At 69.7% G+C, this 26882-nt stretch carries 25 protein-coding genes and 2 riboswitches; of the genes, 17 read left to right on the top strand and 8 right to left on the bottom strand.

Annotation, left to right across the window (positions count from 1 at the left end; translation table 11 throughout):
• Positions 1 to 22 precede the first annotated feature (22 nt).
• The 10 genes from A4W93_RS16820 (at position 23) to A4W93_RS16780 (ending at position 8699) form a co-directional block, all read left to right on the top strand.
• Entirely contained in the window at positions 23 to 1000 is a 978-nt protein-coding gene (locus A4W93_RS16820) for a TadA family conjugal transfer-associated ATPase (RefSeq protein WP_085751701.1), read from the top strand.
• Positions 997 to 1371, top strand: a complete 375-nt coding sequence (locus A4W93_RS30075; protein WP_157782176.1) for a hypothetical protein — start codon at positions 997 to 999, stop codon at positions 1369 to 1371. The genes A4W93_RS16820 and A4W93_RS30075 overlap by 4 nt, the downstream gene beginning before the upstream one ends.
• Positions 1368 to 1673: a VirB3 family type IV secretion system protein gene (locus A4W93_RS30070; RefSeq protein WP_157782175.1), complete on the top strand. Its 306-nt coding sequence runs from the start codon at positions 1368 to 1370 to the stop codon at positions 1671 to 1673. The genes A4W93_RS30075 and A4W93_RS30070 overlap by 4 nt, the downstream gene beginning before the upstream one ends.
• Positions 1667 to 4174 (top strand): VirB4 family type IV secretion system protein, encoded by a 2508-nt coding sequence (locus A4W93_RS16810; RefSeq protein ID WP_157131674.1) that lies wholly within the window; start codon positions 1667 to 1669, stop codon positions 4172 to 4174. The genes A4W93_RS30070 and A4W93_RS16810 overlap by 7 nt, the downstream gene beginning before the upstream one ends.
• The gene (locus A4W93_RS16805; RefSeq protein WP_085751698.1) at positions 4167 to 4943 is read left to right on the top strand and encodes a hypothetical protein; all 777 of its coding nucleotides are present in this window, start codon (positions 4167 to 4169) and stop codon (positions 4941 to 4943) included. The genes A4W93_RS16810 and A4W93_RS16805 overlap by 8 nt, the downstream gene beginning before the upstream one ends.
• Positions 4940 to 6406, top strand: a complete 1467-nt coding sequence (locus A4W93_RS16800) for a type IV secretion system protein (RefSeq protein ID WP_085751697.1) — start codon at positions 4940 to 4942, stop codon at positions 6404 to 6406. The genes A4W93_RS16805 and A4W93_RS16800 overlap by 4 nt, the downstream gene beginning before the upstream one ends.
• Entirely contained in the window at positions 6403 to 6684 is a 282-nt protein-coding gene (locus A4W93_RS16795; RefSeq protein WP_085751696.1) for a hypothetical protein, read from the top strand. The genes A4W93_RS16800 and A4W93_RS16795 overlap by 4 nt, the downstream gene beginning before the upstream one ends.
• 107 nt (positions 6685 to 6791) lie before the next feature.
• Complete coding sequence (locus tag A4W93_RS16790) at positions 6792 to 7775, top strand: quinone oxidoreductase family protein (RefSeq protein WP_085751695.1); 984 nt, start codon at positions 6792 to 6794, stop codon at positions 7773 to 7775.
• A 22-nt stretch (positions 7776 to 7797) separates the two neighbouring features.
• Positions 7798 to 8433: a LysE family translocator gene (locus A4W93_RS16785; protein WP_085751694.1), complete on the top strand. Its 636-nt coding sequence runs from the start codon at positions 7798 to 7800 to the stop codon at positions 8431 to 8433.
• 44 nt (positions 8434 to 8477) lie between these two features.
• Positions 8478 to 8699, top strand: a complete 222-nt coding sequence (locus tag A4W93_RS16780) for a hypothetical protein (protein ID WP_085754205.1) — start codon at positions 8478 to 8480, stop codon at positions 8697 to 8699.
• 30 nt (positions 8700 to 8729) lie between these two features.
• Here the strand turns inward: A4W93_RS16780 and A4W93_RS16775 are convergent, their stop codons facing one another.
• On the bottom strand, positions 8730 to 9446 hold the full coding sequence (locus A4W93_RS16775; protein ID WP_085751693.1) for a YebC/PmpR family DNA-binding transcriptional regulator: 717 nt from the start codon (positions 9444 to 9446) through the stop codon (positions 8730 to 8732).
• A gap of 254 nt (positions 9447 to 9700) precedes the next feature.
• Between A4W93_RS16775 and A4W93_RS16770 the strand changes: the two genes are divergently transcribed.
• Positions 9701 to 11152 (top strand): SulP family inorganic anion transporter, encoded by a 1452-nt coding sequence (locus A4W93_RS16770; RefSeq protein ID WP_085751692.1) that lies wholly within the window; start codon positions 9701 to 9703, stop codon positions 11150 to 11152.
• Positions 11153 to 11156: 4 nt separating this feature from the next.
• On the opposite strand, the gene A4W93_RS16765 is transcribed toward A4W93_RS16770, so the two are convergent.
• From A4W93_RS16765 to gcvT, 5 genes are all read right to left on the bottom strand, one after another.
• Entirely contained in the window at positions 11157 to 12095 is a 939-nt protein-coding gene (locus tag A4W93_RS16765; protein ID WP_085751691.1) for a TIGR03571 family LLM class oxidoreductase, read from the bottom strand.
• Between the two features lie 11 nt (positions 12096 to 12106).
• A complete protein-coding gene (locus A4W93_RS16760; protein WP_085751690.1) occupies positions 12107 to 13033 on the bottom strand; it encodes an alpha/beta hydrolase in 927 nt (308 codons plus the stop codon).
• Between the two features lie 4 nt (positions 13034 to 13037).
• On the bottom strand, positions 13038 to 15947 hold the full coding sequence (gene gcvP, locus A4W93_RS16755; protein WP_174694889.1) for an aminomethyl-transferring glycine dehydrogenase: 2910 nt from the start codon (positions 15945 to 15947) through the stop codon (positions 13038 to 13040).
• A gap of 58 nt (positions 15948 to 16005) precedes the next feature.
• The gene (gene gcvH, locus A4W93_RS16750; protein ID WP_085751689.1) at positions 16006 to 16380 is read right to left on the bottom strand and encodes a glycine cleavage system protein GcvH; all 375 of its coding nucleotides are present in this window, start codon (positions 16378 to 16380) and stop codon (positions 16006 to 16008) included.
• An 86-nt stretch (positions 16381 to 16466) separates the two neighbouring features.
• Positions 16467 to 17588, bottom strand: a complete 1122-nt coding sequence (gcvT, locus tag A4W93_RS16745; protein WP_085754203.1) for a glycine cleavage system aminomethyltransferase GcvT — start codon at positions 17586 to 17588, stop codon at positions 16467 to 16469.
• A gap of 45 nt (positions 17589 to 17633) precedes the next feature.
• Positions 17634 to 17758: riboswitch (glycine riboswitch) on the bottom strand.
• A gap of 10 nt (positions 17759 to 17768) precedes the next feature.
• A riboswitch (glycine riboswitch) is annotated at positions 17769 to 17883 on the bottom strand.
• 192 nt (positions 17884 to 18075) lie between these two features.
• Here gcvT and A4W93_RS16740 point away from each other — a divergent pair.
• A complete protein-coding gene (locus A4W93_RS16740) occupies positions 18076 to 19512 on the top strand; it encodes a glycoside hydrolase family 16 protein (protein WP_085751688.1) in 1437 nt (478 codons plus the stop codon).
• A gap of 40 nt (positions 19513 to 19552) precedes the next feature.
• Here A4W93_RS16740 and A4W93_RS16735 read toward each other — a convergent pair whose 3' ends face one another.
• Positions 19553 to 21238 (bottom strand): electron transfer flavoprotein-ubiquinone oxidoreductase, encoded by a 1686-nt coding sequence (locus tag A4W93_RS16735; protein ID WP_085751687.1) that lies wholly within the window; start codon positions 21236 to 21238, stop codon positions 19553 to 19555.
• Between the two features lie 166 nt (positions 21239 to 21404).
• Between A4W93_RS16735 and A4W93_RS16730 the strand changes: the two genes are divergently transcribed.
• From A4W93_RS16730 to A4W93_RS16710, 5 genes are read left to right on the top strand one after another with little or no spacing between them, the layout of a single operon-like run.
• Positions 21405 to 22187, top strand: a complete 783-nt coding sequence (locus A4W93_RS16730; RefSeq protein ID WP_085751686.1) for an SDR family oxidoreductase — start codon at positions 21405 to 21407, stop codon at positions 22185 to 22187.
• A complete protein-coding gene (locus tag A4W93_RS16725) occupies positions 22187 to 22852 on the top strand; it encodes a YceH family protein (RefSeq protein ID WP_085751685.1) in 666 nt (221 codons plus the stop codon). Before A4W93_RS16730 ends, A4W93_RS16725 begins: the two co-directional genes overlap by 1 nt.
• 45 nt (positions 22853 to 22897) lie before the next feature.
• Positions 22898 to 25366 carry an ATP-binding protein gene (locus tag A4W93_RS16720; RefSeq protein WP_085751684.1) on the top strand — a complete coding sequence of 823 codons (2469 nt, stop codon included), beginning with the start codon at positions 22898 to 22900 and terminating at the stop codon, positions 25364 to 25366.
• Between the two features lie 53 nt (positions 25367 to 25419).
• Positions 25420 to 25878 (top strand): ArsR/SmtB family transcription factor, encoded by a 459-nt coding sequence (locus A4W93_RS16715; protein ID WP_157131812.1) that lies wholly within the window; start codon positions 25420 to 25422, stop codon positions 25876 to 25878.
• The gene (locus tag A4W93_RS16710) at positions 25875 to 26228 is read left to right on the top strand and encodes an SRPBCC family protein (RefSeq protein ID WP_407081717.1); all 354 of its coding nucleotides are present in this window, start codon (positions 25875 to 25877) and stop codon (positions 26226 to 26228) included. The genes A4W93_RS16715 and A4W93_RS16710 overlap by 4 nt, the downstream gene beginning before the upstream one ends.
• 1 nt (position 26229) lies before the next feature.
• Here the strand turns inward: A4W93_RS16710 and A4W93_RS16705 are convergent, their stop codons facing one another.
• Positions 26230 to 26757: a PEP-CTERM sorting domain-containing protein gene (locus A4W93_RS16705; RefSeq protein WP_157782174.1), complete on the bottom strand. Its 528-nt coding sequence runs from the start codon at positions 26755 to 26757 to the stop codon at positions 26230 to 26232.
• Positions 26758 to 26882 lie beyond the last annotated feature (125 nt).

Genomic DNA, 26882 nt, shown 5'->3' with positions numbered 1-26882 from the left:
GTCCGGCCCAAGAATTCTTCGCATGGAACACCCTGGCCTGTCCTTCGCGCTGATGTCCGTCGAACCCCTGCGTCCGCTGATGCAGGACCCCGACGTCATCGAGATCTCCATCAACGCCGGCGAGGTGTGGGTCGAACGCCTGGGCCGTTCCCCCGAACTCACCGGTCTCTGGCTCGAACCCGTCCAGCTCGCCGGAATGATCGTCAACCTCGCGAACATCTCGCGCCGCGAGGTCGACCTGCACGACGGCGGCAAGCTCGCCATCGTCTCCGCGCGGCTGCCCGGCTACCGCATCGAGGCCCAGCTGTCGCCAGTCGCGGTCGACGGCCCGTACGTCTCGATCCGCCGGCACAACGCCCACGCGTTCACGCTCGACCAGCACGTCGAGGCCGGCCACCTCGCCGCGTCCCACGCGCTGTTCCTCCGCGACGCCGTGCGCGCGCACCGCACGCTGCTGGTGGCGGGGGGCACCAGCACCGGCAAGACCACCTTCCTGAACGCGCTCATCCACGAGATCGACCGCGACGAGCGCCTCGTGCTGATCGAAACCATCCCCGAGCTCGTGGTGCCGCACCGCAACGTCGTGCGCCTGGAGGCCGACGACGAGCAGGGCTACCCGGTGCACCGGCTGCTGAAGTCGGCGCTGCGCAGCCGGCCCGACCGCATCCTGGTCGGCGAGGTGCGCGGTGGCGAGGCCTTCGACTTCATGGATGCGGCCAACACCGGCCACCCGGGCGCGATGGGCACGGTCCACGCCAACTCGGCCCTCGAAGCGATCGACCGGCTCGAGAACCTCGTGCTCGAGGGCCGGCCCGCGATGCCGCTCGCGGCCATCAAGTCCCGCATCGCCCAGACCTTCCACCTCATCGTCCACATGCAGCGCCGGCGCGTCGAGGGTCGCTGGGCCCGGGGCCTGGGCGAGGTGCTCGAACTGCAGTCCTACGACCTCGCCACCCAACGCTACCGCACCCGATCCGTCTTCACCCAGGAGCCCGCATGACCGTTTCGCCGAAATCCCATTCCGTCCCGCCGATCCCGCTGCGCCTGCCGGGCGGCGCGCTGCCATGGCTCGTGGCCGCCGCCTTCCTGCTGCTCCTCGCCTGGCCCGTGCAGGCCCATGCGGCCTCCGTCTTCAACGGCTTCCCGCTCGTCGACGATGTGCTGTGCGGCTTCTTCGCGTACAGCCGCACCAAGCTCGCCCCCATGATCGCCGGCATCGTGCTCGTGTTCTCGGTGGTGGGCCACTGGCTCGGCAGCGGCAAGATGTGGAGCACCATGCTCTACGTCGGCCTGGGCCTGGGCATCGTCCTCGGGGCCGGCTCGGCCCTCGCGTCGTACACCGGCGTGGCCGCCAGCTGCATCGCATCATGATCCGCAGCGGGTCCACGTTCCACATGAGCCTCAACCGGCCGCGGCTGGTGGCCGGCATCGGCTCCGAGGCCTTCGGGTTGCTGGTGGTGCTGGGGGTGCTCGCGCTGAACCTGCGCAGCGTGCCCATCGCGCTGGCGGTGCCGCCGCTGTTCCTGTTCCTGCGCTGGGTGTACCGCAAGGACCCGGTGTTGCTGAAGGCCTTCCTGGCCTACCTGAAGCAGGCCGACCTCTACGACCCGTGGGTGCGACTGCCGGTGCTGGCGAAACGGCCCGAAGGGTTCGGAAGGGGGCTGTTTTGCTGAACCTGCGCCACCTCGCGTCCGCCTACAACGACCGCACGCGCAGCTACGCCGAACTGCTGCCGTGGTTCAAGGACGTCACCCCCGGCCTGGTGCTGAACCTCGACGGCAGCCTGCTGGCCGTGTTCGAGTACCAGGGGCACGACGTCGAAAGCTCGAACGACGACGAACGCGGCGTGTGCCTCGATGCCGTCGACATCGCATGGCGGGCGTTCGACGAGCACAACACGGTGTGGACCTTCCTGGACAAGCGCCGCAAGCAGTACGGCGGCACCAGCAGCATCGCGAACCCCGTGGCCCGTTTCGTCGACGACACGTGGCGGGCCCGCATCGACAACGGCCAGCTGGGCGCGGTGCGGCACGTGCTGTGCATCGCCTACCAGCCGTTCGCGGGCGCCGGCGGGTTTTTCGACGAGGTGGGCGACCGGGTGGTGTCGCGCCGCCAGTCCTTCGCCGCCGCCGTGGCCGGCATCGCCCGGCAGCGCCTCTCGCGCAAGACGCAGGTCGAACGCCTCGAAGGGCGCCTGGTGGCCACCGTCGAGGCGTTCGAGGCACAGCTCACCCAGTTCTTCAACACCTTGTCGGCCCACTTGTCCCTCAAGCGGCTGCTGCGCGACGAGCTGCGGGCCGAACTGTCGAACCGGGTGAACATCGCGTCGCCCCGGCCGACGGTCGGGGTGCCACCCGACGACCTCTACTTCCTGAACACGCTGCTGCCCACCGACACCCTCTACCGCGAGTCCGGCGGCGGGCTGCGTTTCGAGTCGCCCGCGGGTTCGCGCCACGTGTCGATGCACAGCGTCAAGGCCTATCCCGGCGAGGCCGACAACGCACCCATCGAACAGCTGCTGGGTGTGGCGAGCGACTTCACGCTCGTCAGCATGTTCCGTTTCGTCGACACCGCTCGCGCCCGCAAGCTGATCCAGGACCAGGAGCAGCACTACCGGTCCAACGTGAAGGGCCCGCTGGTGCAGGCCATCGAGAAGCTCACGGGCATCGTCTCCGAACGGGTCGACCTGGGCATGGCCGCGCTGGCCGACGACGCGCAGGCCGCGCTGGTGGAGCTCACCCGCGATGCCGTCGGGTACGGGTACCACACGCTGGCGGTCCAGGTCATCGCCGACACGCGCGAGGAGAATCAGCAGTCGTGCCAGCACATCCATGCGATCCTGGCCAACGCCGGCTACGGGCTCGTGAAGGAGAACGTCAACGTGCTGTCGGCCTTCGCCGCCACCGTGCCGGGGGCGGCCGACGCGGTGCTGCGCACCAGCCTCGTCAGCAGCCGCAACCTCTCCGACCTCACCATCGTGCGCACGCTCGACAGCGGCCGGCTCGACAACCCCCACCTCACCGAACAGCGCGGCGTGCCCACCGAACCGCTGGTGCTGCTGCCCACGCGCACCGACGTGCCCGAGCGGTTCTCGCTGCACGTGGGTGATGTGGGCCACTTCATGGTGGTGGGGCCCGCGGGCGCGGGCAAGACCACGCTGATGAACTTCCTGATCACGCACTGGCAGCGGTACGCGCCGTGCCGCGTGATCGTGGTCGACAAGGGCTTCTCGAACTACATCACGCTCAAGGCCCTGGGCGGCGAGTACATCAGCCTGGGCGACGGGCAGGTCGACGCCGCGATGAACCCGGCCCGCTGGATCGCCCGCCCCGACACCGTGCCGAAGTTCCGCCGCTGGGTGGAGCTGGCGCTGCGGGCCTTCGATCCTCAGCCCCTCACACCCGAGAACGTGCAGGTGCTCGACAAGGCCATCCAGCTGGCGGCCGGGCAGGGCGGGGCGCACACGCTGTCGAAGCTCTACATGCTGATCGCGGGGCAGGACAAGGCGCTCGCGAGCCGGCTGCATGCGTGGACGCGCGCCTCGGACCGCTACGGCGTGTACTTCGACAACCCGGAAGACCGCTTCGTGCTGTCCGACATCACCGGCATCGAGGTGGGCGGGCTGCTGGCCGACACGAGCCTCGCACCGGCCATGCTCGCCTACCTGTTCGAGGTGGTGGAGGAGAAGGTCGACGACGCCTCGCGCCCCACGCTCATCTACCTCGAGGAGGCCTGGTACCTGCTGCAGAACCCGGCGTTCCGGCACATGTTCGAGGACTGGATCAAGACCATGCGCAAGCGCAACGCCAGCGTCGGCATCGCCACGCAGTCCCTGAAGGACGTGCGTGACAGCCCCATCAGCGCCACGCTGAACGACAACATCAAGACGCGCATCTTCCTGCCGAACCTGCAGGCCTTCGACAGCCGCGACGTCTACCGCGACATGCTGGGCCTGCGCGACGCCGAGATCGAGGTGATCCGGAGCGCGCGCCAGAAGCGCGACTACTACGTCGTGCAGGACACGCGCCGGCGCCTCGTCGACGTGCAGCTCCCGCCCGAGATCCTCGCCCTCACGCGCTCCGACGCCCGCGCGAAGGCCATCTTCCACCGCGAGCTGGCCCGGGGCGGGGAGCACTGGCTCGCGCGGTACATGCAGGAGGTGATCCATGGTTGAACTCAAGCGCGCGGTGATCGCCGCGCTGGTGCTCGCGCTCGGGCTCGGGGCGCCGCCCGTGCGAGCCATCGTGTTCATCGACCCGGTCAACCTGATCCAGAACATCATCAGCGCGATGGAGGCCATCGAGCAGGTCCATGCCACCTACACGCAGATCCAGGTTCAGGTGCAGCAGGCCCAGGCCATGGCGCGTCAATTGAAGTCGATGGACCCGTCCCAGATCGCCGGGGTCCTCGGCGACATCACCGGCCGCGAGGAACTGCTGCGGTTGGAACGGGCGCTCGCCGCGAACCGCGACCTGATCGGTTCGCTGAACACCATCCGACAGGGCTTCGACGAGCGGCTCGACACCGCGCGGTTGATGAAGCTCACATGGCACGAGTACGTGGCGTGGGAACGCAACCGCATCGCCCGCAAGGAGGAGTCGGCGCTGGCGCGGGTGCAGGCCGAGGCCCATGCGATGAAACGCATCGAGGCCGACTACGACTTCGCTCGGGAGCAGGCGCAGAAGATCCCGCAGAGTTCGGGCACCCACGAGGCGGTGCAGCAGATGAACGTGCAGATGAACCGCGTGATCCAGCAGAACGCGGAACTGCTGCGGCAGTTCTCCACCGCGATGGGCCGCGCCACGGCCGAACGCGAGATGCAGGAGGCCGAGGACTCGGCGCGCGCCAAGGCGCAGGAAGATGCCTGGCGGGCGGCCGTCGAGGCGGCCCGCCGGGCCGACCGCCAGGCCATCGACGCCTGGAACCGGGGACGTCGGCCATGAGCCCCCGCATCGTGCGGCTCGCGTTCGGCGTGTCGCTGTGCCTGTCTCTGTGCCTGTTTCTGTGCCTGGGAGCCGGCCTGGCCCATGCGCAGGCGGAAGCTGCGCCGGTCCCGCCTGCTGACCCGGTTGCGGCCGTGGGACAGCTGCGCGCGCTGTTCGCCGGGATCACCGAATCGATCGAGGCGTTCGGTGCCGGCAACGCGTCGCTGGTCGCCGTGGGGCGGCGCACGGCCGTGACCTTGTTCGGCGTGCTGCTGGTATGGGGCATCGTCAAGTCGTGGATCCTCGGCAAGGGCATGGCTCAGCTGCTGCCCGAGTTCCTGCAGCCGCTCGTGATCTTCGGGCTGGCGCTCTGGGCCGTCGACCACCTGGGGCCGGTGGTCAAGGACTCCGTCGCCGGCCTGGCCCAGGTGTTCGCGGGCACGCTGAGCCTGCCCGGAGCGCCCACCGAGCTGGACGTCATCGACCGCATGGCGGTCGCCGCGTTCGATGTCGCCACGGCGGCGCCGTCGGGCCCCGGCAGCGAATGGGGGAACGTCATCAACGCCGTGGCGAACCAGACGCTCGGGCGGCTGTTCCGGCTGCTGGCGGCTGCCGTGCTGCTGGTGTCCGGGGCGCTCGCCGCGGGCGTGATGCTGATGGCGAAGGTGCAGACCTCGCTGGCCATCCTGTTCGCTCCGGTGATGATTCCCTGGGCGATGTGGGCGCCGTCGGCGTTCGTGTTCAACGCGTGGCTCGGCTTTCTCGTGACCGGTGCCATGCAGGGGGTCATGGCGGCGGCGGTGGCGGCCATGTCGATCCAGGCGATCGACAAGGTGGTCGTTGTCGCGAGGGCCATGGGGCCGTCCGACGGCATGTCTTTCGTGACGTGCTGCGTGCTGCTGCTGATGGCCGTGACGGTCGGGTTCCTCTTCATGAAGGTGCCCTCGCTGGCGAGTGGCCTCGTCGGCGGCGCGTCGCTGAACCTGGACCGCTGGTCGGCCGTGGGCCATGCCACGGGCAACGGCCTGGCCACCGCGGGCGCCGGTGCCGGCACGGTCATGAAGGAGGCCTACAAGTTCGGGCGCGGCGCGGTGGAGGGCTTCGGTCGCCTGGGCCGGGGCGGGGGTGGGGCGGCCGGGGGGCTGGCGGGGAGTGCCGCTGGTGGCGCTGCGGGTGGCCTCACATCGGGACCGGGCCGGGGTGGCTCGGCCACCTCGGGCGGCGGCGCGTCGACCCCCACGTCCCGCCACACGCCCGGGATGGCCGCCGCGCTCGGGCGAGGCGCCGGCATGGCCGCAGGTGCCGCAGCCCGTGCGATGCAGGGTGGTTCACCCAAGCCGTATCCGGCATCTCCCGCCACGGGCGGCACGTCCAGCGGGCCGGCGGGTGGGGCCCCGGGCTCGGCCAAGCCACCGCACCAGCCGTTCCGGCCCAGACCGGGCACACGGCCCGTCAACCGTCCGAAGGCGGGGGCATCATGAACGCCGGGCTGTGGCGCGATGCCGTGGAGATCGTCCGGCATTTCGTGTGGTCGCGCCGGCTGCTGCGCTGGTTCATCGTGGGACGCATCGACGAAACCACGCTGCGGGTCGGCCTCCAGGCCGTCGAGGACCGGGTCGCGGTGCTGCGCCTCAGGCACACGCTGCTCGACCTGCTGGTGACTTTGCTCGGGCAACCCTTGCCGCTGCAGCGTCCGGTGGCGTGGCTGCTGGGGCTCGCGGTGGTGTCGATGCTGGTGCGATGTGCACGGGCCGGCTGACATGGGCGATGGGGCGCTGCGGGAGAGGGCGGCGGCCTGCACGCCCGGCGCGGCCGCTGTACAGTCGTTCGTTCCGGACTTCGCGTTCCCTGACCCACCCCGCCGCCATGACCACCGCCCGCGCCATCCGCCTCACCGAATTCGGCAACCCCGACGTCATGCGCCTGGAAACCGTCGACGTGCCGCCGCCTGCGGCCGGCGAGGTCCAGCTGCGCCAGACCGCGATGGGTTTCAACTACATCGACGTGTACCAGCGCATGGGCCGGTACCCGCTGCCGTCGCCCACGGGCCTCGGCTTCGAGGCGGCCGGCGTGGTGGAAGCGGTGGGGGCGGGCGTGACCGACCTGAAGCCGGGTGACCGCGTGGTCTACATGAACGCTGGCGGCGTCGGGGCCTATGCCGACCGCCGCAACGTGCCGGCCGACAAGGTGGTCGTGATTCCCGCGGGCATCTCCGACGAGGACGCCGCCGCGGTGTTCTTCAAGGCGATGACCGCGCAGTTCCTCGTGCGCAAGACGTACGCCGTGCAGCCGGGCGACATCGTGGTGGTGCACGCCGCGGCCGGCGGGGTGGGGCAGATCCTCAGCCGCTGGGCGAAGGCCCTCGGCGCGACGGTGATCGGCACGGCCGGGTCGGCCGCGAAGTGCGAGGCCGCACGGGCGGCCGGCTGCGACGTGGCCGTCGACTACACGCAGGCCGACTGGGTCGAGCAGGTGATCGCCGCCACCGGCGGCCGCAAGGCCCGCGTGGTGTACGACTCGGTGGCGAAGGACACCTTCCTGGGTTCGCTCGACTGCACCGCGCCGTTCGGCATGGTGGTGCTGTTCGGCGCCGCGTCGGGCCCGGCCCCGATGATCGAGCCCGAGATCCTGAACAAGAAGGGCTGCCTGTTCCTCACCCGCCCGTCGGTGTTCCCGCACAACGCCGACACCGCCACCTTCCGCGCGAACGCGAAGGACGTGTTCGACGCGATGGCCTCCGGCGCGGTGCGTGCGGCCATCGGCGCGCGTTTCCGGCTGGACCAGGTGGCCGACGCGCACCGCGCGGCCGAGGCCCGCTCGCAGGCGGGCGCCATCGTGATCCTTCCGTGAGCGCCAACGCGAAGACCGCCCCATGTCCCTGCATCACTGGCTGATCTACGTGTCCGTCGTGCTCGCCGTCATCGTGGCGCCGGGCCCCTCGGCCATCCTGTGCGTGAGCCATGGCGTGGCCCATGGTGCGATGCGCACCCTGTCGACGATCGTGGGTGGCATGAGCGCCTCCCTGACGCTGATGATGCTGTCGGCCCTGGGGTTGGGCGCCGTCATCGCGGCGTCCGACACGCTGTTCCAGGTCATCAAGTACCTCGGGGCCGCGTACCTCGTGTACCTGGGGGTGTCGACGTGGCGTGCACCGCCGCAGGCGTTCGACCTCCCCGCGGACGCTGCCGCGCGAAGCGGCGCCTCGGCCACGGGCCGGGGGCTGTTCCGCAAGGGTTTCCTCGTCGGCATCGGCAACCCGAAGGACCTGCTGTTCTTCAGCTCGCTGTTCCCCCAGTTCATCGACCCGGGCCGGCCCCTCGTGGCCCAGCTGCTGGTCCTGGGCGCGACCTGGCTCGTGGTGGACGGCACCGTGATGATGGCCTATGCCAAGGGCGGCGCGGCCCTGGCGAAACGCCTGAAGGGCAGCCGGCTGGGCAAGGCGTTCAACCGCATCACCGGGGGCGCGTTCGTGGTGGCTGGTGGGGCGCTCGCAGTGGCCAACCGCTGAAACCCAGTCACCCCGGCGGCATCGAACACTCAATGAGGGAATTCATGACCCATCCGGATTGGACGAGCAAAGGCAAAACGATTGCCGGGTTGATCGAGGAACTCCGGTCATTTGAAGATCAGACCCTGGAAGTCAGGATCTCGTTCGACGATGGGGCGACCTCGCTTCCGATCTCGCTGGTCTGCAAGAGCTTCTGCGAGGGGAAGCCTTACGCGACCTTGCAGAACTGCCAGGACACCCCCACCGCCATTCGCCACCTCGATTGAGCCGCCAGAGGGTCCTGCGCCCGGGTCGAATCAGCCCTGCAGTCCGGCAAACACGTTCTGCACGTCCTCGTTCTCGTCGAGCGCCGCGAGGAACGTCTCCACTTCCTCCAGCTGCTCGGCCGTGAGGGTGGACGCCGAGACAGGATTCTTCGCCTTGTAGCCGAGCTTCGCGGACAGCACCGTGAAGCCCTGGGCGGGCAGGGCGCGGCTGACCACGTCGAGGTCGGTGGGGTCGGTCAGGAACACGGTGGTGCCGGTTTCCTCGTCAGTCGGCTCGAAGTCCTGCGCGCCGGCCTCGATGGCGGCGAGTTCGGGGTCGGTGCCCTTGGCCGCGGGTTCGGCCTCGATCATGCCGAGGTGGTCGAAGTCCCACGCGACCGAGCCGGACGTGCCGAGCTGGCCCTTGCGGAACAGCACGCGCATCTCGGACGCGGCGCGGTTGAGGTTGTCGGTCAGGCACTCGACCATCACCGGCACGCGGTGCGGCGCGAAGCCTTCGTACAGTGCGTACTCGAAGTGCACGGTTTCACCGGTGAGGCCTGCGCCCTTCTTGATGGCTCGCTCCAGCGTGTCCTTCGGCATCGACACCTTGCGGGCCTGCTCCACCACGAGGCGAAGCTTCGCGTTGGCCGCCGGGTCGGGGCCGCCGCGCGCGGCGATCATGATGTCCTTCGAGAGTTTGCCGAAGAGCCGGCCGCGCGCGTTCGCGGCGGCGTCCTTGTGCTTGGCTTTCCACTGAGCGCCCATGGTGTTGAATTCCTGAAATGGCCGAGGCGGGATGTCGGCGGGACGGGTGCGCGTTTCGGCGGCGCGACCGCGAGCCCAGGATTCTAGTGTCGGGGCGGTGGTTGGAGCGGTGCGGCCCTGGTTCATGCGATCTGCATGATCGGATCGTGCCTCGGTCCCTGAAAGGCGGATTCGGCGCCTTCGTCGCCCCCGGCGAGGGAATGGCGACCGAGACGTAGAACAATACGCCCCTTCCTCGCCGTCTGTTGCCCCGCATGACCTTCCCCCGCCTTCGCGCCGACGTCCTCGCCGGACTCACCACGTCGTTCGCCCTCGTCCCCGAGTGCATCGCGTTCGCCCTCGTCGCCCACCTCAATCCGCTGATGGGCCTGTACGGGGCCTTCATCATCTGCACGGTCACGGCCCTGTTCGGCGGGCGGCCGGGGATGATCTCGGGCGCCGCCGGGTCGATGGCCGTGGTGATCGTGGCGCTCGTCGTGCAGCACGGCGTGGCCTACCTGCTCGCGACCGTGCTGCTCGGCGGGCTGCTGATGGTGCTGTTCGGCGTGCTGCGGCTGGGCAAGCTGGTGCGCATGGTGCCGCACCCGGTGATGCTCGGTTTCGTCAACGGGCTGGCCATCATCATCGCGATGGCGCAGCTGGAACACTTCAGGGACGGGCACGCGTGGCTGCAGGGTCCGGCGCTGTGGCTCATGGCGGGCCTCGTGGCGCTGACCATGGCCATCGTCTACGTGCTGCCCAGGCTCACGCGCAGCGTGCCGCCGGCGCTGGTGGCGATCCTCGGGGTGGGTGTGCTGACCAACGTGCTGGACCTGCCCACGCGCACCCTGGGCGACATGGCGCACATCGCGGGCGGCCTGCCGTCGCTGTCGCTGCCGGACGTGCCGTGGAACCTCGAGACCCTGCGCATCGTCGCGCCCTATGCGGCGCTGATGGCCCTCGTGGGCCTGCTCGAGACGCTGCTGACGCTCAACCTCACCGACGAGATCACGCAGAGCCGCGGCCGCACGAACCGCGAGTGCGTGGCACTCGGCGTGGCGAACGTGGCCTCGGGGCTGGCCGGCGGCATGGGCGGCTGCGCGATGATCGGCCAGACGGTGATCAACCTCAACTCCGGCGGGCGCGGGCGGCTCTCCGGGGTCGTGGCCGGCGTGCTGATCCTGATGTTCGTGCTGTTCCTGTCGCCGCTGATCGAGCGCATCCCGCTGGCGGCGCTGGTGGGCGTGATGTTCGTCGTGGCGCAGCAGACCTTCGCGTGGGGTTCGCTGCGCGTGCTGAACAAGGTGCCGCGCAGCGACGTGGTGGTGATCGCGGCCGTCACGGTGATCACCGTGCTGACGGACCTGGCGACGGCCGTGCTGTGCGGCATCGTGATCGCCGCGCTGAACTTCGCGTGGCACCACGCGCGCGACCTGTACGCCGAGCCCCACGCGGAGCCCGATGGCAGCAAGCTCTACACGGTGCACGGCACGCTGTTCTTCGCGTCGGTCAAACCCTTCCTGGGCCAGTTCGATGCCGCGGGCGACCCGGCCGTGGTGACCCTCGACTGCCGGCACCTGAGCTTCGTCGACTACTCGGCCATCGAGGCGCTCAAGACCCTGCGCGAGCGCTACGAGAAGGCGGGCAAGCACCTGCGGGTGGTGCACCTGTCCGAGCGTTGCCGGCAGCTGCTGCGGCGGGCCGGTGGCCTGCCGCACGGGGACTGACGGGCTACAACTGCGGCAGCACGTCCTCGCCGAGTTCCCGGATCACGTCGTCCAGCGGACGCGCGCCGCGGGCCAGGTTGAACAGCACGTGCGCCACGCCCAGGCCGTGCATGTGGTGCAGGTAGGCGAGCAGCGCATGCCGGCCGGTGCGCAGGCCCAGCTCGAGCGGCGTGGCCGGTGCCGCGGGATCGTCCAGCAGGTCCAGCTGGACGGACTGCACGAAGGGTTTCGGCTGGCCGGCGACCTTCTGGGCCAGCGCCTGGCGCCACAGCTGGATGCGACCCTCCTGCCGGGCTTCCTCGCGGTGGTACGTGGCCCAGCCGTCCGCGTTCGACGCCGTCCACTGCAGCGACTGGCGCGCGGACCCCACGACCAGCATCGGGATGTCGGCCTGCGGCACGGCCATCAGCTCGTGGCCGCCGGTGTGGGCGAGCAGGTGCCGGCGTGCCTCGGGATCGGAGGAGAGCGCCGAGCGCACGAGTGCCCAATGGGTGCGGAAGGTCTCCGCGCGGGCGTCGAGTTCGGCGCCGAAGGACGCGAACTCGTCCGGCCGGTCGCCCGAGCCGGCACCGAGGATGAAGCGGCCGCCGCTCAGCCGGTCGAGGCTCAGCGCGGCCTTGGCGACGTGCAGCGGATGGCGCAGCGGCAGCACGATGGCCGCGGCGCCGAGGGCGATGCGGCGGGTGGCGCCGGCCAGGGCCAGCAGCCACAGGAACGGATCGTCGAGCGCGGTCGCGGTGTTGTCTGGGCCCTGCGGCACCATCAGCGGCACGTCGCGGGTCCACAGCGCCGCGAAGCCGAGGCCGTCGGCCTGCGCGGCGAGCCGGGCCGTTTCGCCGAGCTCGGCCATCGGCGCGGGCGGGCCGCCGAACGGTGTCATGAGGCCCAGGGTCAGGCGCCCTGGCACGAACACGCGGTCGAAGGCGAGGTTGAAACGTGCCATGGGACGTGCCCTCAGTGGCCCGCGCCGTCCGGCGCCGATGCGGCGGACGCCACCGGCGCCGTGCCGCACACCTCGCGCAGCGCCTGCCAGACGATGGCGCGCACCTCCGGCCGGGTCATTGCGTCGAGGTGTTCGCCGCCGACCACCCGCACCCAGGTCTTGGGCTCGCGCGCGGCCTCGAAGAGGTCCACGCCCTGGAAGAACGGCACGGTGCGGTCGGCATCACCCTGAATGATCCACACGGGCACGTGGACGTTCGGGATCGCCGTGACCGGGTCGTCCTCGCTGCCCGGCAGGGTCTCGCGCACGATGGGGGCGAAGAGCTTGAGCACCTTGATCTCGTTGGCGACGTGGTGGGCCACGTCGCGGTAGCGGGCGAAGCCGGAGTCGACGATCAGGCCCTGCACGAGGCCCGGCGGGAGTTCGGCGACCGCGCGGATCGCCGTGGCGCCGCCCAGGCTCTGGCCGAACACGAAGAGCCGGCCCGGGGTGGCGCCGGGCATCTGCAGCGCGGTGTGCACGGCGGCCTCGGTGTCGGCCACGACCCCGTCGAGCGACGGTTTGCCGAGCGACAGCCCGAAGCCCCGGTAGTCGAACATCAGCACGTTGACCCCGAGCGGCGGCAGCCACGCCACGGCCTCGAGGTGCCGCGAGATGTTGGCCGCGTTGCCGTGGGCGTGCACCACGGTGCAGATGGGCGGGCCGGCCTTCGGGTCGGCCGGCAGCCACCAGCCGTCCAGCGGCGAGCGGTCCTCCGCGCGGAACTCGATGTCGTGGGAGACGAGGCCCAGCTTCTCGGGCTCCGAGTACTCGCGGTCGTTCGGATGGAAGAAGAGGGCGCGGACACAGCCGCCGAGCAGCAGCACGCTTGCGCAGGCGGCCGCCACGGCCCTCGCCACGCCCGACCCGCGGCGTGTGCGATGGCGTGCAGCGTTCAAGCGGTCAGTCCTGGGCGTTGTCGTAGGCGCTGAGGGGCACGCAGCTGCAGAACAGGTTGCGGTCGCCGTAGACGTTGTCGACCCGGCCCACGGGCGACCAGTATTTCTGCTGCCGCAGGCTCTTCACCGGGTACGCCGCTTCCTCGCGGGTGTACGGGTGCGGCCAGTCGGCCTTCAGCAGCGCCTCGGTGGTGTGGGGGGCGGCCTTCAGCGGGTTGTCCTCGCGCGGCCACGTGCCCGACTCCACCTTCGCGATCTCGCCGCGGATGGCGATCATCGCGTCGCAGAAGCGGTCCAGCTCCTTCAGCGGTTCGCTTTCGGTGGGCTCGACCATCAGCGTGCCGGCCACCGGGAAGCTCAGCGTGGGGGCGTGGAAGCCGTAGTCGATCAGGCGCTTGGCCACGTCTTCCGCGGTGACGCCGGACGAGTCCTTGAGCGGGCGCAGGTCGAGGATGCACTCGTGGGCCACGCCGCCACCCTTCACGCCGGCGATGTTGCCGCTGTAGTGGATGTCGTAGTGGTCGGCCAGGCGCGCGGCCACGTAGTTGGCGCTCAGGATCGCGGTTTCGGTGGCGGCCTTGAGGCCGTCGGCGCCCATCATGCGCACGTACATCCAGCTGATGGGCAGCACCGCGGCGTTGCCGAGCGGCGCGGCCGAGACGGCGCCCACGCGCGGCGTGCCCACGCCGATGCCGGCCGCGCGGTGGGCGGGCAGGTAGGGCACGAGGTCTTCCACCACGCACACGGGGCCCACGCCGGGGCCACCGCCGCCGTGCGGGATGCAGAAGGTCTTGTGGAGGTTCAGGTGGCTCACGTCGCCGCCGAACTCGCCGGGAGCGGCCACGCCCACCAGCGCGTTCATGTTGGCGCCGTCGACGTAGACCCGGCCGCCGTGCTGGTGCACGAGGGCGCAGAGTTCCTTCACGCGCGTCTCGAACACGCCGTAGGTGGACGGGTAGGTGATCATCACGCACGACAGGCGGGCCGAGTGCTGTTCGCACTTGGCCTTCAGGTCGTCGATGTCGACGTTGCCGTCGGCGTCGCACTTGGTCACCACCACCTGCAGGCCGGCCATCTGCGCGCTGGCGGGGTTGGTGCCGTGGGCGGATTCGGGGATCAGGCAGATGTCGCGCCGGCCTTCGCCGCGGGCCTCGTGGAAGGCCTTGATGGCGAGGAGGCCGGCGTATTCGCCCTGGGAGCCGGCATTGGGCTGCAGGCTGATGCCGGCGTAGCCGGTGGCCTGGCACAGCCATTCGCGCAGCTGCTCGTCGAGTTCGGCGTAGCCGGCCAGCTGGTCGGCCGGGGCGAACGGGTGCAGGTTCGCGAACTCGGGCCACGTGATGGGGATCATCTCGCTCGTGGCGTTGAGCTTCATCGTGCACGAGCCCAGCGGGATCATGCTGCGGTCGAGCGCCAGGTCCTTGTCGGAGAGGCTGCGGATGTAGCGCAGCATCTCGGTCTCGGAGTGGTGCATGTTGAAGACCGGGTGCGTGAGGTACGCACTGGTGCGCACCAGCGCGTCGGGCAGCAGCGAGACGATGCCCTTCTCGAACGCGTCGAACGACGGCAGCGGGCGGCCGTGTGCGAACAGCGTCCACAGCGCTTCCAGGCAGCCGCGCGACGTGGTCTCGTCGAGCGTGATGCCCACCGACGCGGCCGAGGCGCGGCGCAGGTTCAGGCCCGCGGCGCGCGCGGCGGCCAGCACCTGCTCGGTGGTGTCGGCGGTGTGCACCTCGAGCGTGTCGAAGGCGTGTGCGTTGAGCACCTTCGCGCCCAGGCCCTTGACACCCTCGGCGAGGATGGCCGTGTAGCTGGCCACGCGGCGCGCGATGCGCTGCAGGCCGGCCGGGCCGTGGTACACGGCGTACATGCTGGCCACCACCGCGGGCAGCACCTGGGCGGTGCAGATGTTCGACGTGGCCTTCTCGCGGCGGATGTGCTGCTCGCGCGTCTGCAGCGCGAGGCGGTAGGCCGGGTTGCCGTGGCTGTCGACGCTGACGCCGACGAGGCGGCCCGGCATCGAGCGCTTGTGCTCGTCCTTCGTGGCCATGTAGGCGGCGTGCGGGCCGCCGTTGCCCATGGGCATGCCGAAGCGCTGGGTGTTGCCCACCGCGATGTCGGCGCCCATCTCGCCGGGCGACTTGAGCAGCGTGAGGGCCAGCAGGTCGGCCGCGACGATGGCGAGGCCGCCGGCCGCGTGCACGGCGTCGATCAGCGGGCCGAGGTCACGCACCGCGCCGCCCACGCCGGGGTACTGGAAGAGGGCGCCGAAGGCCCCCGCGGTGCCGGCCTGCTCGGCCGGGCCGGTCGCGACCGTGATGCCCAGCGGGCGGGCGCGCGTCTGCACCACCTCGAGCGTCTGCGGCAGCACGTCGTCGGCGACGAAGAACACGGTGCTCTTGCTCTTGCCCACGCGCATCGCGAGGGTCATGGCCTCGGCGGCGGCCGTGGCTTCGTCCAGCATCGACGAGCCGGCGATGGCGAGGCCCGTGAGGTCGCACACCATCGTCTGGAAGTTGACGAGCGCCTCCATGCGGCCCTGCGAGATCTCGGCCTGGTACGGCGTGTAGGCCGTGTACCACGCCGGGTTCTCGAGGATGTTGCGCAGGATGACGCCCGGCGTGAGGGTGCCGTGGTAGCCCTGCCCGATGAAACTCTTCAGCACCCGGTTCTTGCCGGCGATGCGCTTCAGGTCCGCCAGCGCGCGCGCTTCGGTGAGCGGCGCGGGCAGCGCCATGGGCGCGGGCCGGGCGATGGCACGCGGCACGATGGCGTCGATCAGCGCGCGGCGCGAGGCCGCCCCGATGACCGACAGCATGTGCCGTTCGTCGCTGTCCTCGATGCCGATGTGGCGGGCGACGAATTCGGCGGCGTTCTCGAGCTCTCCGAGCGGCTTGAGGGCGGACATCAACATGGCGGACGGATCCAGGAAGAGGGGTGTGACGGGTGGAGTGGGCAGGGCGTAGGCGGGGTCAGCTGTTCTTGACGAGGTCGTCGTACGCGGTGGCGTCGAGCAGCTTGGCGAACTGGCCGGCGTCGGCCACCTTCACCTTGAAGAACCAGCCGGTGTTCAGCGGGTCGCTGTTGGCGAGCGACGGGTCGGCGCGCAGCGCCTCGTTGACCTCGACGATCTCGCCGGTCACCGGCATGTAGAGGTCGGCCGCGGCCTTCACGGATTCGACGACGCCGGCGACGTCGCCCTGGTTGAACGTGGCGCCCACGGCGGGCAGGTCGACGAACACGACGTCACCGAGGGCGTCCTGCGCATGCACGGTGATGCCAACGGTGGCGGAAGCGGGCGTGTCGGTGGTGATCCACTCGTGTTCGGCCGTGTAGAGGGTCGTCATCGGTCAACTCCTGGGTGGCCCGGCCGCTTCGCGCGGCGGGCGGGGTCTGTGGGAAAAGGAACGAACGGGGGAAAACAGGACCGCGTTCAGCCGCGCACGTAGCGGTGCGGCACGAACGGGGTGGGCGCCACCCGCATGGGCTGGCGCTTGCCGCGCACCTCCGCGAACAGCTCGTGGTGCGGGAGGGCGTGGTTGCTGGCGAGGTACGCCATCGCGATGGCCTGGTTCACCGACGGCGCGAGCGTGCCGCTGGTGACGTGGCCGAGCTTGTGGCCCCGTGCGTCGACGATGGTGGCGCCTTCGCGCACCGGCACCCGCTCGAGGCCCAGCAGGCCCACGCGCTTGTTGGTGGTGCCCGTGGCGAGCTGGGCGTCGATGGCCGCGGCGCCGGGGTAGCCGCCGTGGCGTGCACCACCGACGCGGCGGACCTTCTGGATGGCCCAGGTGAGGCCGGCCTCGACCGGGGTGGTGTTCTCGTTGATGTCGTGGCCGTACAGGCACAGGCCCGCCTCGAGGCGCAGCGTGTCGCGTGCGCCGAGGCCCACGGGGCGCACCTCCGGCTGGGCCAGCAGCTTGCGGGCGAGGGCTTCGACGTGTTCATTGGCGACCGAGATCTCGAAGCCGTCCTCGCCCGTGTACCCGGAGCGGGTGACGTAGCAGTTGATGCCGTCGAGCGAGAAGGCCTTGCCGGTCATGAAGACGAGCGTGGCGACCTCGGGGTTGAGTCGGCGCAGCGCATCGACCGCCTTCGGGCCCTGCAGCGCGAGCAGCGCCTGGTCGGGCAGGGGCTGCACGGTGCAGCGGTGGCCGATGTGGGTGACGAGGTGGGTGAGGTCGGCCTTCTTGCACGCGGCGTTGACGACCAGCAGCAAGTCGTGTTCGCGCCGGGTGATCATCAGGTCGTCGAGGATGCCGCCGGACTTGTTGGTGAAGAAGCCGTAACGCTGCTTGCCGACGCCGAGGCCGATCACGTCGACCGGGATCAGCGATTCGAGGGCCTTCGCGGCGTCGTCGCCGATGAGGCGGCACTGGCCCATGTGGGACACGTCGAACAGCGCGGCGGCCTCTCGGCAGTGCTTGTGTTCGGCGATGATGCCGCCGGGGTAGTTGACCGGCATCTCGTAGCCGGCGAAGGGGACCATCTTGGCACCGAGTTCGAGGTGCAACGCGTGGAGCGGCGTCTTCAGCAGGGCGGCGGGCAGGGACATGCGTTTCTCCGGCAGGGCAATCGTGCAACCACCGACTTCGGTGGGGATGCCCTCGCTGTCCGCTTTACCTGAGAGATTGGCGGGGGTTCGTGCCGACACCTGCCGCTTGCCCCTTCGGTGGACCGGCTCACCCGCGTGCGGGTCACCAGCCTCTCTCCAGTGAGGAACGCCCCGTTACCGAAGCGTGTGCCAGTCCTTTTGCCTGAGCGTTTCTGCCTCCGGCCGGTGCTTGCACCCCGACCCTCGGCTCGCCTTCGGCGGCGCCCTTGCGGGCACTCTCTCCTGACGGCTCGTAGTGTACCCCCGCGGCGTGCGTGTGGCATCCATCACGTGAACCCCGAACGTTTCGTGTCGTCGCGTGTCGTCGCAATCGCTTACGGATTTCCGGTGTTGACGTGAGGTGGCCTGCCGAAACGAGAGGCAGAGGCCACCTCGACGCCCGGTGCGAACGGGTGGCCAGCTTGTCAAACGACTCGGGAACCGCTCCATGAAATCGCTCCACGTGCCGACCCCGGCGCCCCTGCTTTCCGCGCTCACCCTGGCCTGCCTGCTCGCCGCCTGCGGCGGTGGCGCCGACGACACGAACACCACGCTTTCGACCCCGGCCGCCCTGGCACCGGCCGACGGCACCAAGCTGATCGCGGCCACGACCGATGCCGACGAAGGCGACGTCGGGGACGACACGTCCTACACCGTCGTGCCCGACGAAATGGTGCTCAACAATCTCTTCGCCGACGGCCTCAACAACTGGAACGTGGGCGATGCCGTGCTCGTCAACAGCTCGCAGCGTCCCGGCGGCAAGGCGCTCAACGTCGGCTGGCGCGCGCTGCAGACGTTCGCGCCGGCCCAGCTCGTCGCGGGCGCCTCGTACACCGTGAAGTTCCGCGCCCGCAACGAAAACGCGACCGGCACCACCACCGTCGCGATGAAGTTCCAGATCCCGCCGTACAACGAGAACTTCCGCACGTTCCAGACGCAGGTGAAGGGCACGGCGTGGACGGACTACACGTTCGAGTTCACCGCACCGGCCTACACGAAGGGCGAACTGAGCGTGCTGGCGAACGGCTCGCGCGCGGTCGTCGACACCGTCTCGATGAAGATGCGCACGCCCATCGCCGTGACCGAGCCGATCACGTCCCCGTCGAACTCGTTCGTGCCCGCCGGCTACACGCTCGCGTTCAACGACGAGTTCAACGGCACCACGCTGAACCGCGCGAAGTGGCACACGCGCATGATCTACAACAACGGCACCACGGACCGCCTGCACGACGAGAAGCAGCGGTACCGCGACAACGACAACCACCAGGTGGGCAACGGCGTGCTGAGCCTCGTCGCGCGCAAGGTGTCGACCACGGACGCGAACGGCATCAACTACGAGTCGGGGATGATCCGCTCCGACTGGACCACGCGCTACGGCTACTTCGAGGCCCGCGTGAAGATGCCGCCGGGCAAGGGCGTGTGGCCGGCGTTCTGGCTCAACTCCGATGTCTCCGAGACCGGTCGCCTGTCGTGGCCGCCCGAGATCGACATCTTCGAGTTCGTGAACAACGGCGTGGAGGACCTGCCGGACATGCTCCACTCGAACGTCGTGACCCGCGACCGCCAGCCGTCCTCGGTCTCGTACGCCGACCCGGCGTTCAATCTGCAGTACACGTTCTGGAAGGCCCCGTTCAACTTCACCGAGGGCTACCACGTGATCGGTGCCGAATGGACGCCGACCTCCGTCACGATGTACATCGACGGCAAGAAGATCTACACGCGTGCCGCGACGTGGACCTACGACGACGGCACGGCCGGCGGGCCGGCGCACATCCTGCTGAACCTCGGCATCGGCGGGGCGTGGGCGGGCCGCAACGGCATCGACGACACGGCGTTCCCGCAGGCGCTGAACATCGACTGGGTGCGGGCCTATCGCAAGAACTGACGCACCATGAGAAACGGCCCCCGCGGGGGCCGTTTGTCTCTTACATGCCGGAGTAGTTCGGACCGCCGCCACCTTCAGGCGTCACCCACACGATGTTCTGCGTGGGGTCCTTGATGTCGCAGGTCTTGCAGTGCACGCAGTTCTGCGCGTTGATCTGCAGGCGGTCGGTGTTGTCCTCGTTCTTGACGAACTCGTACACGCCGGCCGGGCAGTAGCGCGACTCGGGGCCGGCGTACTTCGCGAGGTTGACCTTGACCGGCACCGAGTCGTCCTTGAGCGTCAGGTGCGCCGGCTGGTGTTCCTCGTGGTTCGTGTTGCTCACGAACACGCTGCTCAGGCGGTCGAAGGTGATCTTGCCGTCCGGCTTCGGGTACACGATCTGCGGGAACTCGGAGGCCGGGCGCAGCATGGCGTGGTCGGGGATCGTGCGGCGCTTCGTCCAGGGCGGGGTCTTGAAGCCGAGCTTCGGCAGCAGCCAGTACTCGATGCCGTTCATCAGGCCGCCCACCATGTTGCCCAGCTTGAACCAGGCCTTGAAGTTGCGCGACTGGTGCAGTTCGTCGCGCAGCCAGCTCTTCTCGAAGGCTTCCGGGAAGGCCGACAGTTCGTCGTGCTGGCGGCCGCCGGTGACGGCGGCGAACAGCGCGTCGGCGGCGAGCATGCCGCTCTTGATCGCGGCATGGCTGCCCTTGATGCGGGCGCCGTTCAGGAAACCGGCGTCGCAGCCCACGAGGCAGCCGCCCGGGAACACGACCTTCGGCAGGCTCAGCAGGCCGCCGGTGGTGATGGCGCGCGCGCCGTAGCTCAGGCGCTTGCCGCCTTCGAGGTACTTGAGGATGGCCGGGTGGGTCTTCCACCGCTGCATTTCCTCGAACGGGCTGATCCACGGGTTGGCGTAGTCGAGGCCGGTGACGAGGCCGAGCGTGACCTTGTTGTCCTCGAGGTGGTACATGAAGCCGCCGCCGTAGGTGCTGTCGTCCATCGGGAAGCCGGCGGTGTGGATGACCAGACCCGCCTTGTGCTTGGCGGGGTCGATCTCCCACAGTTCCTTCACGCCGATGGCGTAGGCCTGCGGGTCCTTGCCCTCGTCGAGCTTGAACTTCCCGATGACCTGCTTGCCGAGGTGGCCGCGGGCGCCTTCGGCGAACACGGTGTACTTGCCGTGCAGTTCCATGCCCAGCTGGAAGTTCTCGTTCGGCTGGCCGTCCTTGCCGATGCCGAGGTTGCCGGTGGCGACACCCTTGACGCTGCCGTCGTCGTTGAAGAGCACTTCGGCGGCGGGGAAGCCGGGGAAGATCTCCACACCGAGGGCTTCGGCCTGCTGCGCCAGCCAGCGCACCACGTTGCCGAGGCTGATGGCGTAGTTGCCCTCGTTGTGGAAGTTGTCGGGGATCATGAACTTCGGGAAGTCGATCGCACCGGTCTTCGTGAGCCACATGACCTTGTCGTCCGTGACGGGCTGGTTCAGGGGCGCGCCCTGTTCCTTCCAGTCGGGGATCAGTTCGGTGAGGGCCCTGGGGTCCATCACCGCGCCGCTCAGGATGTGGGCGCCGGGTTCCGAGCCCTTCTCGAGCACGACGACGGAGATTTCCTTCTCCTGCGCGGCAGCGAGCTGCTTCAGCTTGATGGCCGTGGCGAGGCCGCCGGGGCCGCCACCGACGATCACGACGTCGTATTCCATGGCCTCGCGTGGGCCGTACTGGGCAAGAATTTCCGAGGGGGTCATGCAGTCTCCTTGAATCGGGCTCGAATTCACTTTGTCGCGCATTCTAAATGTTGCAGAAGGCGAAAACGAACGGTCGTTCGATCCAAGCAACGTGTCTTCTTCACGAGGGGAGCGTGCTATCTTCATCGCTCACCCGAAGTCGAAGTTGATGAACCAGGAGAACCGAATGAGCTACAGCATCGATCTGTCCGGGCGCGTCGCGCTGGTCACCGGCGCGTCGAGCGGGCTGGGCACCCAATTCGCCAAGACGCTGGCCGGCGCCGGCGCCGCCGTGGTGCTGGCGGGCCGCCGCGTCGAGCGGCTGAAGACGCTGCGCGCCGAAATCGAGGCGTCGGGCGGCGACGCCCACGTGGTGACGCTCGACGTCACCGACCACGACAGCATCAAGGCCGCCGTCGCCCACGCCGAAACCGAGATGGGCACGATCGACATCCTCGTGAACAACTCGGGCGTCAGCACCACGCAGAAGCTGGTCGACGTGTCCGAGGAGGATTACGACTACGTGATGGACACCAACACGAAGGGCGCCTTCTTCGTGGCCCAGGAGGTGGGCAAGCGCATGCTCGCCCGCGCCCGCGGCGCGGCGCCGGGCACCTTCACGGGCGGGCGCATCGTCAACATCGCGTCGATGGCCGGCTTGAAGCCTCTGAGCCAGATCGGCGTGTACGCGATGAGCAAGGCCGCCGTGGTGCACATGACCCGCGCGATGGCGCTCGAGTGGGGCCGCTTCGGCATCAACGTCAACGCCATCTGCCCGGGCTACATCGACACCGAGATCAACCACCACCACTGGGGCACCGAACAGGGCCAGAAGCTGATCGCGATGATGCCGCGCAAGCGCATCGGCCAGCCGAAGGACCTCGACGCCGTGCTGATGCTGCTGTGCTCGAACGAGAGCCACTTCATCAACGGCGCGGTGATCCAGGCCGACGACGGGTTCGCCATCTGATGCGGGCGCTGTCCCTCCTCGAGACCCGCGTGCTCGGGGTCCTGATCGAGAAGGCCCACACGGTGCCCGACAGCTATCCGCTGTCGCTGAACTCGCTCGTGGGCGGGTGCAACCAGAAGACGGCGCGCGATCCGGTGCTGAACGCCTCGGAGTCCGAGGTGCAGGCCACGGTGGACGCGCTGAAGGTGCTGCACCTCGTGTTCGAGGCGAGCGGCTCGCGCGTGTCCCGCTACGAGCACAACCTCGGGCGGGCGATGAACCTGCCGTCCGCCTCGGTGGCGCTGCTGGCCGTGCTGATGCTGCGCGGTCCGCAGACCTCGTCGGAGCTGCGCGGGAACAGCGAGCGGCTGCACAAGTTCGCCGACACCGGGTCGGTGGAGGCCTTCCTCGACGAGCTGGCGGAACGGTCCGAAGAGAAGGGCGGCCCGCTGGTCGTCAAGCTGCCCCGTGCCCCCGGCGCCCGCGAGTCGCGCTGGACGCACCTGCTGTCCGGCGAGGTCGACGTGAGTGCGTTGCCCGTGGCCGCCGAGTCGGCCGACTTCGTCGCGGCGAGCGAGCTGGCCACCCTGAAGGCCCAGCAGGCCACCATGCAGCGTGAAATCCAGACGCTTCAGGCGCTGGTCGAGCGCCTGTATGCCGAACTCGGGGTTTCGAAGGAGTCCTGAGCCTCGACCTTCGGCTAAAGTGCCCCGCACAACGAGAGGCTGGACATGCAGCTTGGGGCAGGGTGGTTCGGGGATCTGATGGGGCGGGCCGTCCGCAGGCTGCGCGCCGGCGTGGTCGGGTGCCTGGCGCTGGCCGGGCCCGTCGTGGCCCTCGCCGAGGACACCACGTTCACGCCCGAAGAGACCGCCTGGGTCGCCGCGCACCCGGTCGTCACGTTCGGCTGGACCGGCGGCCTGCCGCCGTACTTCACGTTCGACCCCGATGCCCCCGAGCCCCAGGGCTTCGCCGCCGAGATGCTCGTGCAGGCGGCCGAACGTGCCGGCTTCCACGTGGCGCACCGGCGCTACCCGAACCTGCCGGCCGTGCACGACGCCGTGCGGCGGGGCGAGGTGTCCGGCGTGGCCTTCGTGTCCGCGCCCGTCGACAAGGACCCGTCGGACCTGCTCGCCACCCGGCCCATGATCTCCGCGAACATGGTGCTCGCGGTGCGCCGCGACATCCCCGACATCTCCCCGGCTTCGAACTTCGGGGGCTACCGGATCTCGGTCGAGACCGGGTCGGGCGCCGACCAGCTGCTGCGCCGGCGCTTCCCGAACGCGAAGGTCGTTCGCCACGACACCCCCGAACTCGCGCTGCGCGCGGTGGCCTCGGGCGATGCGGACCTCTTCATCGGCTTCCGCCATGTGGCGGTGCACTACATCGAGTCGCTCCTGATGGCCAACGTGCAGGTGCGCGGCACGCTCGGGCCGGGGCTGTCGTCGCTCGGGCCCGCGGTGCCCCGCGGCGAGCCCATCCTGCAGTCGGTGCTCGACAAGGCGCTCGCGCGCATCACGCTGCGCGACCGCGCGTTCCTCGCGTCGCGCTGGCTGCCGCCCGACATCGAGTTCGACGGCGAACGCCCGAAGGCCTCGCTGATCCCCGCCGAACGCGACTGGGTCGACAACCACGGCCGCATCCGCGTGGGCTACGACACGGCCTTCGCGCCCATCACGCTGCAGACCGACATGACCGAGATGCGCGGCCTCGGTGCCGACTTCATGCGGCTGGCCGCGGGCAAGGTGGGCCTCGTGATCGAGAGCGAAAGCGGCGGCACCTTCGCCGACATCTACCAGCGCGGCATCGACGGCGACCTCGACGTGCTGGTGGGCGCCGCCCGCACCAGCACCCGCCGGGCCCACTACGACTTCGTCGGGCCGTTCCTCCGCGTGCCCACGGGCATCGTCACCGCCACCGAGCACGGCCTGCTCGCCACCCGGCTCGACGAGCTGGGGCGCAGGCGCCTCGCGCTGCTCGAGGCGCATTTCCTGATCCCGCAGCTGCGCACGCGCTACCCGTCGCTGCAGCTGCTGACCTTCCCGACGCAGGAAGCCGTGCTCGAGGCGGTGGCCGACGGCAGCGCCGATGCGGCCATCGGCAACCTGAAGGTGGTCAACCAGCTGATCAACGACCGCTTCACCGGGCGGGTGAAGGTCACCGGCACGGTGCCGGACGCCGACAGCGAGCTGTACTTCGCGGTGCGCCGCGACCGGCCCGAGCTCACGCGGTTGTTGCGCAAGGGCCTCGACGCGGTGACCGACGAGGAGGCGCGCGAGATCGAGCGGCGCTGGCTCGTCATCCAGCCGGAGTCGGGCGTGGCCGTGCTGCAGGTGCTGCGCATCGTCGCGGTGGGGTCGGCCGTGGTGCTGTGGCTGGGCACCTGGGCGTACCTGCTGCGCCGGGGCAACCGCCGCCTGCGGGCGGCGCGCCAGATCGAACTCGACGCGCGGCACCTCGCCGAGGCCACCACGGCATCGCGCGGGCGGTTCCTCGGTTACCTGTCGCACGAACTGCGCGGCACGCTCGGTGCCATCGCGTCGGGGGCGGGGATGGCGAAGGCGGAGACGGACGCGCCGCAGCGCGAACGGCTGCTGGGCGCCATCCAGTCGTCCGCCGAAGGTTTCCAGACCCTGCTCGAGACCACGCTGCAGTACGAGCAGCAGATCGAGCGGCCGCTGGTGCTGCAGCCGTCGTCGGTGGACCTCGGTGCGCAGTGGGCGCAGATGCTCGCACCGTTCGAGCTCAGCGCCCGGGCGAAGGGCCTGATGCTGGTCTCGGCGCTCCACGGCGCGGACGACCTGCCGCGGGTCTCGCTCGATGTCTCCCGGCTGCGCCAGGTGGTCAACAACCTGGTGGGAAACGCCGTGAAGTTCACGCGCCAGGGGCAGGTGTCCGTCACCGGCCGGGTGACCGGTGCGGCCGACCGCCGCCGGTTCGAGCTGGTGGTGGACGACACCGGACCGGGCCTGACCGCGGACGACCTCGCCGCGCTGTTCCAGCCGTACGCCCAGGGCCATGCCGGCCAGCGGTTGCGGCAGGGGGCGGGGCTCGGCCTCGCGATCTCGCGGCAGATCGTCGATGCGATGGGCGGCGAGATCGGCGCCGAGTGCCTGCCGTCGGGCGCCCGCTTCACCGTCTCGGTGCCCCTGGTGCTGGAGCCCGCCCCCGGTGGCGCTCCCTCGCTGGCCCCGGCCTGACGGATGGTCGCAGGCAGTTGACAGCTTCCCCTGAGCGCTTCAGACTTAACTCCATGGTTAAACGAAACGACCTCGACCTGGTGTTCGCCGCGTTGGCCGACCCCACGCGGCGCGAGGTGCTGAACACCCTCGGCTCCGGCGCGCGCAGCGTCGGCGAACTGGCGGAACCCCACGACATGTCCTTGCCGGGGTTCATGAAACACCTGGCGGTGCTGGAGACGGCCGGCCTGATCTCCCGCGTCAAGGAAGGGCGCGTGGTACGGTGCGAGCTGACGGCCGCCCCCATGCGCGATGCGGCCGGCTGGCTCACGCGCTACGAGGCGTTCTGGAACGACCGGCTCGATGCGCTCGGGCGCTACCTGTACCACCAGGAGGAAACGAATCCATGCCCCCCCAGCAGCCCCAGTCCCCCGTCGACGCCGGCGCGCCGAACCTCCAGCTCCAGCTCCGCCGCCACTACCCGGTCAGCCCCGAAAAAGTCTGGCGGGCGTGGACCGACCCGCAAGCGCTGAGCCACTGGTTCGGCCCGGGGGAAGTCAACTCGGTGGTGGTGGCCGACATCGACCTGCGGGTGGGTGGCCGGTACCACATCGGCTTCACCACGCAGGACGGTGAGCAGCACGACGTCTCGGGCCACTACGACACGGTGGACCCGCCGCGCCGGCTGGTGTTCAGCTGGGCCTGGAAGAGCACACCGGAGCGGGTGTCGCGCGTGTCCATCGAGCTGCAGCCGGCCGGCAGCGGCACCGACCTCGTGTTCCTGCAGGACCGGTTCTACGACCAGGCCGCCCGCGAGGGCCATGAACGCGGCTGGACGGCCACGTTCGTGAAACTGGGCGCCTTCCTGGCCCTGGGCGCCTGACTCAGGCGCGGCGCCGCCGGCGGGCCGTCCAGCCGACGAGGCCGGCGCCGGCCAGCAGCATGGCCGCGGTGGCGGGTTCGGGGATGGGGGCGTAGGTGCCGCCGTAGCCACGGCCTTCGGTGTAGCCGCCGTACGTGGTGCGGTACTCCATGAAGCTGCCGCTCACGGAGGTGCCGTCGAACAGCGTGGGCAGCGAGAGGTACAGGCAGGTCGTGGCGAGGCCGAACGGCGCGTTCCCGCGCTCCAGGCAGGTCCCGTTGCCGATGTTCAGGCCGATCACGAGGTAGCCGTCTTCCCGGATGTCGATCTTCGAGTTCGCCGAGGTGTAGTGGTACGGCTGGTAGTCCATCGAGAACGGCGTCTGGATGTCCCAGTCGGAGAACGTGACGCCGTCGAAGAAGAACGTGCCCGTGGCGGGCTCGTTCGCCATCGCGTAGTTGAACGACTGCAGTTGCCACTGCATGGCGGAAGCGGACGCTGCGCAGGCACACAGCGTGACGGCGGCCAGGGCGCGGCCGAGGGTGTTCATGAGGTCTCTCCCGGATGATGGTGGTGCACTGACGGCACGACTCCATCCGAGTCTAGGTGTGACATCTGCACGGACACCCCCCGCGTTCGAGTGCCAGTTGTCTACACTTGTAAACCGCTTCCATC

The organism is Piscinibacter gummiphilus, assembly GCF_002116905.1.
Lineage (GTDB): Bacteria > Pseudomonadota > Gammaproteobacteria > Burkholderiales > Burkholderiaceae_C > Rhizobacter > Rhizobacter gummiphilus.
The sequence above is the reverse complement of the archived record's forward strand: the minus strand, read 5'-3'. Positions and strand labels throughout refer to the sequence as shown.